Annotated in this window: 13 protein-coding genes and 3 tRNA genes; 11 read left to right on the top strand and 5 right to left on the bottom strand. The window is 48.9% G+C overall.

The window, feature by feature from the left end:
• Positions 1-11: 11 nt before the first annotated feature.
• Entirely contained in the window at positions 12-2,123 is a 2,112-nt protein-coding gene (gene metG, locus RGU75_RS13190; RefSeq protein WP_322236619.1) for a methionine--tRNA ligase, read from the bottom strand.
• Between the two features lie 209 nt (positions 2,124-2,332).
• Here metG and apbC point away from each other — a divergent pair, with 209 nt between their 5' ends.
• The 6 genes from apbC to RGU75_RS13220 all read left to right on the top strand — a co-directional run bounded on the left by apbC (position 2,333) and on the right by RGU75_RS13220 (position 6,061).
• Complete coding sequence (gene apbC / locus RGU75_RS13195) at positions 2,333-3,415, top strand: iron-sulfur cluster carrier protein ApbC (protein WP_322236621.1); 1,083 nt, start codon at positions 2,333-2,335, stop codon at positions 3,413-3,415.
• A 174-nt stretch (positions 3,416-3,589) separates the two neighbouring features.
• Complete coding sequence (locus tag RGU75_RS13200; RefSeq protein ID WP_322240508.1) at positions 3,590-3,958, top strand: DUF4399 domain-containing protein; 369 nt, start codon at positions 3,590-3,592, stop codon at positions 3,956-3,958.
• 139 nt (positions 3,959-4,097) lie between these two features.
• Positions 4,098-5,555 (top strand): glutamate--tRNA ligase, encoded by a 1,458-nt coding sequence (gene gltX / locus RGU75_RS13205; protein WP_322236622.1) that lies wholly within the window; start codon positions 4,098-4,100, stop codon positions 5,553-5,555.
• Between the two features lie 63 nt (positions 5,556-5,618).
• Positions 5,619-5,694, top strand: a tRNA-Ala gene (locus RGU75_RS13210).
• A gap of 69 nt (positions 5,695-5,763) precedes the next feature.
• Positions 5,764-5,839, top strand: a tRNA-Glu gene (locus RGU75_RS13215).
• 146 nt (positions 5,840-5,985) lie between these two features.
• Positions 5,986-6,061, top strand: a tRNA-Glu gene (locus RGU75_RS13220).
• Positions 6,062-6,282: 221 nt separating this feature from the next.
• Here the strand turns inward: RGU75_RS13220 and RGU75_RS13225 are convergent.
• From RGU75_RS13225 to RGU75_RS13235, 3 genes are all read right to left on the bottom strand, one after another.
• Positions 6,283-6,606, bottom strand: a complete 324-nt coding sequence (locus tag RGU75_RS13225; RefSeq protein WP_322236624.1) for a hypothetical protein — start codon at positions 6,604-6,606, stop codon at positions 6,283-6,285.
• Between the two features lie 194 nt (positions 6,607-6,800).
• Positions 6,801-6,953, bottom strand: coding sequence for a DUF3309 family protein (locus RGU75_RS13230; RefSeq protein ID WP_322236626.1), 153 nt, complete (start codon positions 6,951-6,953; stop codon positions 6,801-6,803).
• Between the two features lie 138 nt (positions 6,954-7,091).
• The gene (locus tag RGU75_RS13235; RefSeq protein ID WP_322236628.1) at positions 7,092-7,610 is read right to left on the bottom strand and encodes a glycine zipper 2TM domain-containing protein; all 519 of its coding nucleotides are present in this window, start codon (positions 7,608-7,610) and stop codon (positions 7,092-7,094) included.
• A 642-nt stretch (positions 7,611-8,252) separates the two neighbouring features.
• On the opposite strand from RGU75_RS13235, the gene RGU75_RS13240 reads away from it, so the two are divergent.
• Positions 8,253-8,432 (top strand): hypothetical protein, encoded by a 180-nt coding sequence (locus tag RGU75_RS13240; RefSeq protein ID WP_322236630.1) that lies wholly within the window; start codon positions 8,253-8,255, stop codon positions 8,430-8,432.
• Between the two features lie 291 nt (positions 8,433-8,723).
• Here the strand turns inward: RGU75_RS13240 and RGU75_RS13245 are convergent, their stop codons facing one another.
• Positions 8,724-9,647, bottom strand: a complete 924-nt coding sequence (locus RGU75_RS13245; protein WP_322236632.1) for a LysR family transcriptional regulator — start codon at positions 9,645-9,647, stop codon at positions 8,724-8,726.
• 389 nt (positions 9,648-10,036) lie between these two features.
• Between RGU75_RS13245 and gcl the strand changes: the two genes are divergently transcribed.
• The 4 genes from gcl to RGU75_RS13265 all read left to right on the top strand — a co-directional run bounded on the left by gcl (position 10,037) and on the right by RGU75_RS13265 (position 15,195).
• Entirely contained in the window at positions 10,037-11,812 is a 1,776-nt protein-coding gene (gene gcl / locus RGU75_RS13250) for a glyoxylate carboligase (protein WP_322236634.1), read from the top strand.
• A 57-nt stretch (positions 11,813-11,869) separates the two neighbouring features.
• Positions 11,870-12,649, top strand: coding sequence for a hydroxypyruvate isomerase (gene hyi, locus RGU75_RS13255; protein ID WP_322236636.1), 780 nt, complete (start codon positions 11,870-11,872; stop codon positions 12,647-12,649).
• 81 nt (positions 12,650-12,730) lie between these two features.
• Positions 12,731-13,618 carry a 2-hydroxy-3-oxopropionate reductase gene (gene glxR, locus RGU75_RS13260; protein WP_322236638.1) on the top strand — a complete coding sequence of 296 codons (888 nt, stop codon included), beginning with the start codon at positions 12,731-12,733 and terminating at the stop codon, positions 13,616-13,618.
• Positions 13,619-13,905: 287 nt separating this feature from the next.
• Positions 13,906-15,195, top strand: a complete 1,290-nt coding sequence (locus RGU75_RS13265; protein ID WP_322236639.1) for a glycerate kinase — start codon at positions 13,906-13,908, stop codon at positions 15,193-15,195.
• Positions 15,196-15,256: the final 61 nt, after the last annotated feature.

Consider the following 15,256-nt stretch of genomic DNA (forward strand, 5'->3'; position numbering starts at 1 on the left):
TTTATAGGTTATTAGCGAATCCGCATCCCCGGCGCAGCGCCTGGCCACGGAGTGAGAATATAAATACCTGGATTGGCTTTTTCATCCGCCGCTGAAGCCGCTAATACCATGCCTTCGGATATGCCGAATTTCATTTTGCGCGGTGCAAGATTGGCAACCATGACGGTCATCTTGCCAACCAATTCCTCTGGCTTATAAACGGACTTGATGCCAGAGAATACATTCCGTAAGCGACCTTCACCGACGTCAAGTGTTAGTCGCAACAGTTTGTCGGATCCTTCAACGTGCTCACAGTTAACTATTTTAGCAATTCGTAAATCGATTTTAGTGAAGTCATCAATTTTGATTTCCGGTGCCAGTTCTTCGATAGCCACGTTATCTTCCGCGCCAGTAACTGGCGCCGCTTCAATGGCGAGTCCATCCACTTTGCCTTCTGGCGGTTCGAACAAAGCTTCCAGCATTTTAGGCTCAACCCGAGTCATCAAATGCGTGTAGGTATTGATTTGGTGACCATTACCAATCGGCAAATTAATATCACCCCACTGCAACGGCGCGATCTGCAAGAAGGCTTCGACTTGCTTCGCTAGTACCGGCAAGACGGGCTTTAAATAGATCGTCAATATTCGGAACGCTTCGAGAAGGCGGCTGCAGACTTCATGCAAGGCGGCTGACTTGCTCGGGTCTTTGGCTAGTTCCCAAGGCTTATTAACGTCGACGTAGGCGTTGATGATATCGGCCTGATCCATGATGGCGCGGAGTGCTTTGCCGTATTCGCGTCCTTCATACAGGTTTTTGATATCGGCGGAAACGGCGCGGAGATTTGCCAGAAACGGATCGCCATCGGTGGCCCAAAGCGTGCTGACCTTACCATCGAATTTTTTGGCAATGAAACCAGCTGCACGACTGGCGATATTGATGTATTTGCCAATCAAATCAGAGTTCACCCGGGCAACAAAATCATCTGGATTAAAATCAACGTCTTCGACTTTGGCGCTCAATTTGGCAGCGATGTAATAACGCAACCACTCTGGGTTCATGCCGATGTCGAGATAGCGCAATGGCGAGATACCCGTGCCACGGGACTTCGACATCTTTTCACCGCTAACAGTGATAAAACCGTGCACGAAGATGTTATTCGGCACTTTGCGCCCGGCAAACTTGAGCATTGCTGGCCAGAACAACGTGTGGAAATATGTAATGTCTTTACCAATAAAGTGGTATTGCTCAGTGCTAGGATCAGCCATGAAGGCATCAAAGTCACGACCGGTTTTGTCGAAATAATTTTTGAGTGATGCCAGATAGCCAATTGGCGCGTCCAGCCAGACATAAAAATACTTGCCCGGTGCATCAGGAATTTCAATACCAAAGTACGGCGCATCGCGGCTGATGTCCCAGTCACCCAGACCACCGTCGCCCTCTAACCATTCTTTGGCCTTGTTGGCGACTTCAGGTTGCAGACGATTGTCTTCGAGCGCCCATTGGCGCAAGAAGTCTACGCAACGTTGATCTGACAGTTTGAAGAAGAAATGTTCTGACGATTTCATGATCGGGGTGGCGCCCGACAATGTGGAGTACGGATTCTTTAGATCGGTGGGCGCATACACGGCGCTGCAATTTTCGCAAGAGTCGCCGTATTGGTCTTTGGTGCCGCATTTTGGACACTCGCCCTTAATGTAGCGGTCCGGCAAGAACATATTTTTGACCGGATCGAAAAATTGTTCGATGGTCTTGGTTGTGACCAGTTCGGCATCGTCGCGCAGGCTGCGATAGATTTCTTGCGACAAGGCGTGATTTTCAGGGCCGTCAGTCGAATGCCAATTGTCAAACGCGATATGGAACCCGTCCAGATACTCTTTGCGACCGGCCGCAATATTGGCGACAAATTGTTGCGGCGTGATCCCGGCTTTTTCAGCGGCGATCATGATTGGTGCGCCATGGGCATCGTCGGCACCGACAAAATGTACCTCATTGCCCAGCATTCGTTGGAACCGTACCCAGATATCGGCCTGGATGTATTCCATGATGTGGCCGATGTGGAATGCGCCGTTGGCGTAGGGCAGGGCGGTCGTAACGAATAGCTTGCGCGGAGGTTGCAAAGGTGAAGTGCTCAAATTGGTGCTCATTTAGCGATGCTGGTTTAAGTAAAACAGTGATTTTAGCAGTGCCAGCGCCTATCTCGTGCAAAGTAGGGCATCGTTACACCTTCCGGTGTGCCATTGTTGTTATTTGGAAAACTTTAGTGTGACCGAGTTTTCTGTCCGATTTTGGCATCTGATCTGCGCCGATCAGACGATTTAGTTTAGACTTGGCGCAATCATATAGAGGAGAAATAATGAGCGTCACGATTGAAGCGGTTAAGACCGCATTGTCCAATGTTATTGACCCTAACACCGGCAAGGATTTGATTTCCAGCAAATGTATAAAAAATATTCAGTTAGACGGCGCGAATGTTGCGTTTGATGTCGAACTGGGTTATCCAGCGAAAAGTCAATTTAGTTTGATTCGTAGTGCCGCAATTGCTGCGCTTAGCGGTATCGCGGGCAATGTCAGTGCGAATGTCTACTCAAAAATTCAAGCGCATTCGGTGCAGCGTGGTATCAAGTTGATGTCTAACGTCAAGAACATCATCGCCGTCGCTTCGGGCAAAGGCGGCGTCGGCAAATCAACAACAGCGGTAAACCTCGCGTTGGCCTTGGCCGCGGAGGGTGCACAAGTCGGTATTTTGGATGCGGATATTTATGGTCCGTCGCTGCCGATGATGATGGGTATCAGTGGTCGCCCTGAAACCAAGGACGGCAAAACGATGGAGCCGATGGAGAATCACGGCTTACAGGTTTCCAGCATCGGTTTTATGGTGGATCAGGATGAGCCGATGGTGTGGCGTGGTCCGATCGTCACCCAAGCGCTACAACAGTTGCTGGACCAAACCAACTGGCGCGATCTGGATTATCTGATTGTTGATATGCCGCCGGGAACTGGTGATATTCAATTAACGTTGTCACAAAAAGTTCCGGTCACCGGCGCAGTCATCGTTACAACTCCGCAAGACATTGCGTTGCTGGATGCGCGCAAGGGCTTGAAAATGTTTGAAAAAGTCGGCGTTCCAATTCTCGGTATTGTAGAGAATATGAGTACGCATATCTGCTCAAATTGCGGTCATGCTGAAGCCATCTTTGGGGCTGGAGGTGGCGAAAAAATGTGCAGCGAATACGGTGTTGATTTTCTGGGTGCGCTGCCGCTGACGATGTCGATTCGTGAGCAGACGGACTCTGGCAAGCCGACAGTGATTGCAGAGCCCGATGGGCCGATAGCGCATATCTACAAAGAGATTGCGCGGAAGGTGGCAATCAAGGTGGCGGAGAAGGCTAAAGATATGTCGAGCAAGTTTCCGACAATTGTGATCAAGAACGATTGATCGCAGTATGGTAACGCAGAGCGTGTCAGGTCAATTGGACTGGCTGACACGCTCAGATGCTATGATCCTTTGGCTGGTTCCAATTGGCTGGCTCGCTTAACGAGCCGTTCGTTCTCATTGAAAAAGGGTCATACGATGAAATCACGATTATTTACCGTACTTTTTAGCGTTTCGATGTTGGCCGCAGGTTTTATGCCGCAAATGGCACACGCTGCGTCTGTTAATTTTGTGTCACCCGCCGATGGTGCAGTGCTCACCAGCCCCTTCCCTGTCAAGTTTAGTGTCACGGGAATGGAGATTAAACCAGCGGGTGATATGACGCCAAGTACAGGGCATCATCATCTATTGATCAACCAAGGGCCAATTAAGGCGGGAGAGGTAATTCCTGCTGATGCGCAGCATCTGCATTTTGGCAAGGGCCAGACTGAGACGATGGTTACTCTGCCACCGGGCAAGTACAGTTTGACGATGCAACTCGGTAACGGCTTACATCAGTCGTATGGTCCCGAATTAAGCAAAACAATTAACGTCACCGTTAAATAAACCCTTTGCGTTGCCCGGACTAGCACAGCAAGTGATCAAGGGCGCAATCGGCGCAGATGTTCCCTCTGCCGGTGCAACGCGGTAAAATGTGGTTTTCATTGATAGCGGCTTTGGCAATCCAAGGCCGTTTTTATTTATCATGACCGCCACTACTTCAGCAGTAACTCCTCCTTTATCTCCTGTTCGCACCCGATTTGCGCCAAGTCCAACCGGCTATTTGCATTTGGGTGGTGCGCGCACAGCATTGTTTTCCTGGGCTTACGCTCGTCACTTTGGCGGTACGTTTGTATTGCGCGTCGAAGATACCGATCTTGAGCGTTCAACGCCGGAAGCGGTGGAGGCCATCATCGAAGGGATGCAATGGCTTGGTCTTGAGCACGACGAAGGTCCCTTTTTTCAGATGCAGCGCATGGACCGTTATCGTGAAGTGATTGCACAAATGCTGGCTGACGGCAGCGTCTACTATTGCTATTCGTCGCCTGAAGAAGTCGAAGCCATGCGCGAAAAAATGCGCGCTGCGGGTGAGAAGCCGCGCTACGACGGAACCTGGCGCCCAGAACCGGGCAAGACTTTGCCTGCGATTCCTGCTGATCGTACGCCGGTCGTGCGCTTCAAAAATCCTCTGGATGGTGACGTGAGTTGGGATGATGTCATCAAAGGCACGATTACCATTTCCAATCGTGAGATGGATGACCTCGTTATCGCTCGGCCTGATGGCACGCCGACTTACAATTTTTGCGTGGTAGTTGATGACTGGGATATGAAGATTACGCATGTCATCCGTGGTGACGACCATGTAAATAACACACCGCGCCAAATTAATATTTTGAAAGCACTCGGCGCGACTTTGCCTTTGTACGGTCACGTGCCGATGATTCTTGGCGCGGATGGCGAAAAGCTCTCTAAGCGCCATGGCGCCGTGAGCGTGATGGATTATCCGGCGCAAGGTTATCTGCCGGAGGCGATGCTGAATTATCTGGCGCGTCTGGGTTGGAGCCATGGTAACGAAGAAGTGTTCTCGATTGCGCAGTTTTGTGAGTGGTTCGACTTGGATCATCTATCGAAATCGCCAGCACAGTTCAATCCGGAAAAGCTGGCTTGGGTGAACAATCACTACATTAAGTTAGCAGACAATAACCGCTTGGCTGAATTGGTACGGCCATTGATGGAAAAAAATGGTGCCGATTTCTCAGATAGCGCTGACGGGTTATTCAAAGCACCGGATCTGGCAAAAGTCATCGGCCTGATGAAAGAGCGCGCCAACACCACGCATGAGATAGCCACGGCTGCGATGCTGTTTTATCGTCAGCCTGCGCCAGATGCAGCATTACTTGACCAGCATTTCAACGCTGTCGCAGCGACTATTAAGCCAGCACTGGCCGATTTCGCTGAGCGCTGCAAAACGGTTGAGTGGAATAAAGCGGCATTGGCCCCGATGATTAAGGAAGTGTTGGCAGCGCATGCGCTGAAAATGCCTCAAATTGCGATGCCAATGCGCTTGATGCTGACCGGTCAGTTACAGACACCGGCGATCGATTTGGTGCTGGAATTGTTTGGTCGCGAAACTGTATTAAACCGCCTACAGAAATATCTTTGATAAATCTTCAAAACGGGATTGTCAGGGAGGTCATTACTTTGCTATAATTTCGCTTCTTCGCAAGGGGGTATAGCTCAGCTGGGAGAGCGCTTGCATGGCATGCAAGAGGTCAGCGGTTCGATCCCGCTTACCTCCACCAGCGTAAGCAGGTGGAGTAAAAAAGAGTAAAGTAGTAAAGTAATACCACTAGCAGTACGGACAGATTATTGTCCCCATCGTCTAGAGGCCTAGGACATCACCCTTTCACGGTGAGTACAGGGGTTCGAATCCCCTTGGGGACACCAGATAAAAAAGTCGCATCTGCGTGATGCGACTTTTTTTATTAAGACCGAATAGGTCGAGCATTGCAGAATTAGTGTAAATTGTAAGCGAAGCAAGGCCACGCGAGCAAAGCTGTGTGTGTACAGCAAAGTAGTAAGGACAGATTTCTGTCCCCATCGTCTAGAGGCCTAGGACATCACCCTTTCACGGTGAGTACAGGGGTTCGAATCCCCTTGGGGACACCAAGATAAAAAGCCCGCATCGGTTGATGCGGGCTTTTTGCATTGTTGGAAATATCACCGTATATCGATCATTAATAAAAAATCACTAAATAAACACTCTCTACAGATAGATTTTAAGAGTGTGATCAAAGATATAATTATATTGTTGTATTAAATCCACAATAGTGGTGTGATGATAGATATTGTTTTTGAATGATCTGCATCAACTTTAAAAGTTCACATTTTCATTCCATATCAGAATCAGCACGTTGGCGTGCTAACACGCGATGCGCACGTTGCATATCGCTCGCTAAATTGCTCTTCGCCTCATTACGACAAGCAGCCAGTTCCCTATTGCGTAAACTACGGCACTCATTTAGTGACTGTTGATAAGCCGCGTTGGCTTCCTTTGTCATGTTATTGAAGCGCGCACGCGGGGACATGTCCTCGCTATGCCAGCGAGGCGGGTCTTTCATTTGTACATTTTCTTCGGCGGCGAAAGCGTGCATCGCGTAACTTCCAGTCGCTATCAGAGCGGTTAGGAAAGCAGCGTGAATTTTGCGGTGCATGGTTATTACTCCTTGCTGCGGTAATGTTGCTGCGCAGCGGTTTATGAGATGCAAGAAAAGTGGTTCAACTTAGCTTGAGTCCACCGATAAACATTTGTCTTAGGTGAGAGTTTTGTTGCGGCATAGTGCTATTGTCTAAAGAGTCATTACCCATTAGGGTCACAATGCACGTCAGGCTTATGTTAAGCGTGACCTTACAGCCGTCCGGTGAGCAATAACACAATGAGCACGATGACGATGACGCCTGTGATGCCACTTGGTCCATAGCCCCAACTGCGGCTATGCGACCAGGTTGGTAGCGCGCCCACCAGTAATAGAATCAAAATAATTAGAAGGATCGTTCCCATGCTTTACTCCTCTTTGGTTAGTTGTTGCAAAAAAAGATGTAACGCCAAGCATGTGATGCAGCTTCGACCTGTTTTTTAAACTTGCGGACAAGTCGATTTTGTCGGATGTGATTGTGTCTATCCTTTTAGCGCAATCGATTAATAACGTGAAATTTGGCCGTTATCGATCCTTACTCGATCACCTACGCGTAAATCCCCTGGATTGCTGAGATTTATGGTCTGGTAACCGTTGTCGTTCATACGAACGCGCACGTCGTAAGAGGAAGGAGTTTGATTATTACGTTGCTCCAGCTGGTTTCCGACTACCGCGCCGCCGACCGCACCGCCAACTGTGGCGACTGTATTACCAGTTCCATGACCGATTTGATGCCCCAAGACGCCGCCTAGTAGGCCACCGACTAGTGCGCCTGCAATTCCGCGGCTTTGGTTTTCTCCTTGAACGACATCGATGGCATCAACGACGCCGCGGCCGTTATAGGATTGTCGGCTCGATGGAATGTTTTGATTGGGCGGATTATATTGATTTGATTGATAAGATTGATTTGGAGGATTGCGGTATTGCTGTCCATCGTATGGGCTGGCGCAAGATGCAAGAAGAAGGGTCCCGCCGATCACCGTCGAAACTAAAAAAGTGCGGGATATATTGTTGTATTTCATAGCATCTCCTAAATCCATTGACTAGTCGTGATAGATGAGTACGGAATCTCAGTGTGGATTGGTCGTTACCAATCCTCTTCAACGTTAGTGAAAACTAAAAACACTTTTTCTAAATATGCTGCCCTGAAGGTCAATGCATAAAAATATAGATGAGTACTACGATGACTGCCGGTACGCCGAGCAGCCATGCTAAAAAATACTTACCCATGACGTAATCCTATCGAATCGGTTGGCGAAAAAAATAACATCACGAATTAAGTTTTAGAGTAAGTTTTAGGGATAAGGAGCTACTAGGTCGCCTCAACGAGCTAATTAAATATAAAGAAAAAGGATTTCTAACTCTATCGGACGGGGGCTCTTAATGCTGTAGGACTACGCGAAGTAACCTAGCCGAACGTCAGCCGTTGGCTACGCATTATGATTATCTCGAATACTTATAGCGTTACCGTTATTACCGTTCGTCCTACTTAAGGGTAGGAGGCTGTCCTATACGGCGAGAAGTAAGAGCGGTCTATTATGAGTATTCAAGATAGCTTAATTGGACTTAATCTCTCTTAAATTCTGCTACGTAACGTTGATCATTTTGAAGGTTGCCAGAAAGAAATTTCGAACGGATGATTGCAAGGTTAAAAGGAGTTCTAAATGATGAACAGCAAAAGTGCTTTATTGATGCTAGCCGTTTCTAGTTTGACCGCATTGTTGTTGATGGCGAAGCAAAGACTAGCCCGAGCTAATTCGGAGCAAAATTTACAGAAAAAAGCGATTACTACCTGGGAAGGCGAGGGTGGAAATCTTCCCGAGAGACATGGTCGGGCGGAGTAGATAATCGCGTGTTAGGGGTGACAAAGAATTCTTCTTCCGGGAAAATTTCGTCAGCTTATTCGTTAGCTTTTATTCAGTCTTACTCAAATCTGGTCCTTAAACGCGCAGGCGCGGTTTGTTGTGTGCATGTTTGTGCGTGTGCGTGTGCGTTGCGGCCTGATCTGGCATCTATTGTGATGCGCTCGCAGTCAGGCTTTACCACTCCCCTCTCACTCTGGTTTACGCCCTTGTCCTAAATGATGGGTAACAGGTAAACGGGTGTTAAACAGGTGGTTATTTAAACCGCTTTGACTAAATATTTCGTGCCACGCTTTGAGTCCAGTAACCAGGTTTAGCGAAGGTTTCTTTCAAGCGATCGATGAAAAATCGTGTTTTAGCAGGGAGATGTCTTTGCTGCGGATATACAGCCATGATGTCGTAGTGTGGCAGTGCAAACTCATCGAGAACGGTAATGAGTTCGCCGCTGGCTAACTGTGACTGAATTTCCCAGGTAGATCGCCACGCCAAGCCGAGGCTTTCGCTCACCCATCGATGTAGCAACTCGCCATCGTTACAATCCAAATTTCCTTCTGCCTTAATCACAATCGGCCTACCACCCTGTTGGAAATACCATCCACGTTGCTGGCCGCCTTGCAGGTTAAACGATAAGCAATTGTGATCTGCTATATCGTCTAAAGTAGCAGGCGTGCCGTTGCGACGCAGATAATCTGGAGTAGCGCACACTACGCGCCGATTGCTCGCTAGTTTGACCGCAACGAAATTGGGGTCAATTACGCCGCCGATACGAATGCTGATGTCGTAGCCTTCGCGTACCAGATCGACCACACGATCAGTGAGATTGAACGAAATTCTCACTTCCGGGTTAGCTGCAATAAAATCCGGTGCATGCGGCGCGACGTGCTTACGTCCAAACGCTGCTGGCGCCGACACCACTAAATGTCCGGTGGCTTTATGGCGCCCTTCGGAAATAATTTTTTCGGCAAAATCAAGATCTGTCAGTAGCTTACGGCAATGATCCAGAAACACTGTTCCTTGTTCAGTTAGTGTCAGATGACGCGTGGTGCGATGCATGAGCTTGGTACCGAGTCGCTTCTCTAGCGCATCAATACGCCGCCCTAACATGACGGGTGTGATGTTTTGCTCCAGCGCCGCACCGGCCAGACTCCCTTTTTCGACCACACTGACGAGCGCTTCGATTTGTTTCAGCTTGTCCATATCTTCCTCCGATTGTCTACTTTACCGCGGATTCCGTACTAAAAGTATGGAATAAGAAGACGAATTGTCTTCTTATCAAACATAAAGTTTGCTATTACGATGTGCTTTATCGACTTCAATCCTTTAGGATTTACGCAAAATCGCCAAAACTGCATTGTGCTTTCTTAGCCGCCCACGCGCCGCGATACGACGTATTGGTTTTGTCTGAGGGGTGGGCAAATTCAATGTGAGGCTAGTTTTGCGTAAGTCCTTATCCCAATCAAACACCGCGCTCATTGTGTTGCTCATTGTGTTGCTCATTGTGGTGAGAGTTGGATAAATTTTCGTTTGGTAACACCTTGATAGCGATGTTTAAGCGGTAACAAAACAATCAACAATCTGGAGGCAATATGGCAAAGATGAGAGCAATTGACGCAGCGGTATATGTATTGGAAAAAGAAGGCTGTTTGCAAGCGTTCGGTGTTCCAGGTGCAGCGATTAACCCGCTTTATTCAGCGATGAAAAAGCACGGCGGCATCAAACACGTACTGGCCCGTCACGTTGAAGGCGCATCACATATGGCCGAAGGCTATACCCGCGCCGCCGCTGGCAATATCGGCGTCTGTATCGGCACTTCGGGACCAGCCGGTACCGACATGATTACCGGCTTATATTCAGCCCAGGCCGATTCAATTCCTATTTTGTGCATTACCGGTCAGGCACCGCGTTCACGTTTGTACAAAGAAGATTTTCAAGCGGTCGATATTGAGTCAATCGCTAAACCAGTCACTAAATGGGCGGTCACCGTGCGTGAGCCAGCATTGGTGCCACGCGTGTTCCAGCAAGCTTTCCATTTGATGCGCTCAGGTCGCCCGGGTCCCGTACTTATTGATTTGCCGTTTGATGTGCAGGTGGCAGAGATCGAATTTGATCCTGATACGTATGAATCGTTGTCAGTCTACAAGCCGAAAGCTTCCCGCGCACAGATCGAAAAAGCCTTAACCATGTTGGGTGAAGCCGAGCGTCCGTTGCTGACAATTGGTGGCGGCGTTATCAATGCGGATGCTGCTGAACTGGCTGTCGAGTTTGCTGAATTGACCGGCGTTCCGGTGATTCCAACATTGATGGCATGGGGCGCAATTCCTGACGATCATCCGCAAATGGCCGGAATGGTCGGCTTGCAAACCAGCCATCGTTATGGCAATGCCACTATGTTGGCATCGGACTTTGTACTCGGTATTGGCAATCGTTGGGCCAATCGCCATACCGGTTCAGTCGAAGTATTTACCAAGGGCCGTAAATTTGTGCACGTGGATATTGAGCCGACGCAGATCGGTCGCGTCTTCGGTCCTGACTATGGCATTGTTTCGGATGCAAAAGCCGCATTGATCCTGTTTATTGAGGTCGCAAAAGAATTAAAAGCAGCGGGTAAATTACCTGATCGGTCAGCTTGGTTGCGCGAATGCCAGGAGCGCAAACGCACTATGCAGCGCCGGACGCATTTTGAAAACGTACCAGTCAAACCGCAACGCGTGTATGAAGAAATGAACCGCGCATTCGGTCGCGATACTTGCTACATCAGCACGATTGGTTTGTCGCAAATCGCAGCGGCCCAATTCCTGCACGTATACCATCCGCGGCATTGGATCAACTGCGGTCAGGCCGGTCCATTGGGCTGGACTATTTCGGCGGCACTCGGCGTCTGCGTCGCGGATCCGAAGCGTGAAGTAGTCGCGATTTCTGGCGACTATGATTTTCAATTCATGATTGAAGAGTTGGCCGTCGGCGCGCAGTTTAATTTGCCGTACATCCACGTGGTAGTTAACAACTCTTACCTTGGTTTGATACGTCAGGCGCAACGCGGCTTTGAAATGGATTACTGCGTACAACTTGCATTTGAGAATATCAATGCGCCAGAGTTGAACGGCTATGGCGTGGATCATGTTGCCGTAGTTGAAGGTCTTGGTTGCAAAGCCATACGGGTCAGCAATCCGAATCAGATTCAGGACGCATTTGCGCAAGCAAAGCGCTGGATGGCCGAGTTCCGCGTGCCGGTAGTGGTGGAAATTATTTTGGAGCGCGTCACTAACGTCGCCATGGGTACCGAAATTGACAACATCAACGAGTTTGAAGATTTGGCGACTAGTCGTGAAGATGCGCCTACCGCGGTTAGTTTGTTGGACTAAGTCACTTTAATCTGCGCTGAAATCATTTCCGCATCATTGAATAGAAGGGGAAAAAATATGACCAAACTAGCTGCCAATCTCACAATGCTGTTTACGGAGTTACCATTTCTTGAACGTTTTGGCGCAGCAGCCACAGCCGGTTTCAAAGGTGTTGAGTTTCTGTTTCCGTATGCATTTCGAGCAGAGGAAATAAGCGATAAATTGCAGACCAATGGCTTGGAATTAGTTCTTCACAATTTGCCAGCGGGTAACTGGGAAGCTGGCGAACGCGGGATTGCCTGTCATCCGGATCGCATCAGTGAATTCAAGGAAGGCATAGATGAGGCGCTGCGTTATGCCAAGATACTCGGTGTGAAGCAATTGAACTGTCTGGTCGGCATCGCACCATCCGGCGTCAGTGCGGAAGAACTAAAAGCCACCGTTGTCAGCAATTTGACATTCGCTGCAGATAAATTTCAGGCAGCAGGAATTCGTTTGTTGATTGAACCGATCAACACATTCGATATTCCCGGCTTCTACCTCAGCGGAACCCAGCAAGCGCTCGATCTTATTGCGGCGACTGGGTCGGGCAATATTTTTGTGCAATACGACATTTATCACATGCAACGAATGGAAGGCGAATTGGCAAACACCATCAAAGCCAATCTTCCCCGCATCGCACATATACAACTGGCCGACAATCCAGGCCGTTTTGAACCCGGTACTGGCGAAATCAACTATCGCTTCCTATTTTCGTTTTTGGATGAAATCGGTTACGACGGCTGGATCGGTTGTGAGTACAAGCCTAAGGCGGGAACAGTGGATGGATTGGGTTGGCGCACAGCGCACGGCCTATAAGTAAGGCATTTATGTATGTAGCTGATTCATTAGATCGCAAAGTAATGACAGACAATTTTTACCACATCTAGGAGATTTATCATGGCAAAAGTAGGCTTTATTGGATTAGGTATCATGGGCGCGCCGATGGCGGAAAATCTGCAACGCGGTGGCCACAAGTTATATCTCCATGATCAAAAAAATCCACCAGCAGCATTGATAGACGGCGGCGCAACAGTCTGTACGTCCGGTGCAGAAGTTGCCAAACGCGCTGATATCATTATCGTCATGGTACCGGATACCCCACACGTGGAAGCCGTATTGTTCGACGATAAAGGCGTAGCCGAGGGTTTGACCGCAGGTAAAGTTGTCGTCGACATGAGTTCAATTTCACCGATTGCCACCAAAGGCTTCGCAAAAAAAATCAACGCACTCGGTTGTGAATATTTGGATGCGCCAGTTTCTGGCGGTGAAGTCGGTGCCAAAGCCGCCTCATTGACGATTATGGTCGGCGGTTCTGAAACTACCTTCAACGACGTTAAACCGTTGTTCGAATTGTTGGGTAAGAACATAACGTTGGTTGGCGGCAATGGTGACGGTCAGACCACCAAAGTGGCTAATCAAATCATTGTTGCCCTGAATATTCAAGCTGTTGCAGAGGCATTATTATTCGCTTCAAAAGCAGGAGCCGATCCAGCACGGGTTCGACAAGCACTGATGGGTGGTTTTGCGGCATCGCGCATTTTGGAAGTCCACGGTGAGCGAATGGTTAAACGTACTTTTAATCCAGGTTTCCGTATTGAGTTGCATCAAAAAGATCTAAATCTAGCGTTGCAAGGCGCCAAGGCACTTGGTATTTCATTACCAAATACTGCTATGGCGCAAGAGCTCATGAATACCTGCGCTGCAAATGGTATGAGCGGATTGGATCATTCTGCGCTATGCAGGGCAATCGAAATTATGTCGAATCATCAAATTGCTTCTGCATAAGTGGTAAATTGGGTGCAAAATTATATTCGTAGCCGCCGGTTTTATGAATAACGTCGACACAATTGAGGACCCGCCTGCGGCGGGCCTTAGCTCTTCAGTCACGTTCTTTTTGGTTAGTCTTTTTTGCGGGGCAACGAACCGTATCAAGAAAGAGTAGCTATTTGGCGGGCTACTCCACTCGTATCTACGGAGCATAAACTCTGTTTAATACAGACGATCGAATACAATTGCCAGACGATGAAAACGTTTAATTAAATTTTGCTATTCACCACTCAAGGCCACTCAGCATGACTATCCAAACCGCCGCAATTAATCCTCGCCAACTATTATTAGACATGTACCAAAGCGCCGTCGATGCCGTCAGCGCTGCCAAATGTCTACCAGCCTATTTAGCCAAAATTCCCGCCCCAACCGGTAACGGTCGAACGTTGGTCATTGGCGCAGGTAAAGGCGCGGCAGCCATGGCAAAAGCAGTAGAAGATCATTGGCAAGGTGAACTAGGGGGATTGGTGGTGACACGCTACGGTCACGGCGCTGATTGCAAGCGGATTGAAGTGGTTGAAGCATCCCATCCAGTACCAGATGAGGCGGGGCGTCAAGCTGCAGCACGGATACTGGAATTGGTGCAAGGGCTGACTGAAGATGATTTGGTGCTCTGCCTCATCTCCGGCGGCGGATCGTCATTATTGGCCCTGCCAGCGAAAGGTATCTCGCTGGAGCAAAAACAAGCAATTAACAAAGCATTATTAAAAAGCGGCGCAAATATTTTTGAAATGAATTGCGTACGCAAACATCTATCAGCCATCAAAGGCGGTCGATTAGCGTTGGCGTGTGCGCCAGCGCGGGTTGTGACGCTGATGATTTCCGATATTCCTGGCGACGATCCGGGCGTTATTGCCAGCGGTCCGACACTAGCCGATCCAACGACCTGCGCCGAAGCATTGGCAGTCTTGAAAAAGTATCAGATCGAGATTCCTGCCGCAATTTTGCAACATCTTGAATCCGGTGACGGGGAGAGCCCAAAACCTGGTGATCCAAGACTGGCACGGAATCAACATTACGTTATCGCCACCGCACAGGATGCGTTGGAGGCCGCCGCTGCGACAGCATTGGCAGCTGGTTTGATGCCCTACATTTTATCGGATGAAATGGAAGGCGAAGCACGAGATATCGGCCTCGCACATGCCGCACTAGCTCGCCAAATTGCGCGCCGTGGTCAGCCATTTTCTAAACCTTGCGTTGTTATATCGGGCGGTGAAACAACGGTCACTGTAAGAGGGCATGGGCGAGGTGGGCGCAATGCGGAATTTTTGTTGAGCCTGGCGACTGCGCTGGACGGCTATCCTGATATTCATGCCATCGCTTGCGATACGGATGGCATTGATGGGTCAGAGGACAACGCGGGTGCGATCTATCAACCGCAGTCGATGCGGAAGGCGCTAGAGTTGGGTTTGCGACCTAAGGCAATGCTAGATAATAACGATGGTTATAGTTTTTTTGATGCGCTGGGGGATTTGGTTGTGAGTGGGCCGACGAGAACGAATGTTAATGATTTTCGGGCTATGGTAATTTTGTAGGCTCAGGCAATCTTTACCAAATACCGTCACTGCTCCGTGGTGACGCATTAGCTTCGACATA

The organism is Glaciimonas sp. CA11.2 (genome assembly GCF_034314045.1).
Lineage (GTDB): Bacteria > Pseudomonadota > Gammaproteobacteria > Burkholderiales > Burkholderiaceae_D > Glaciimonas.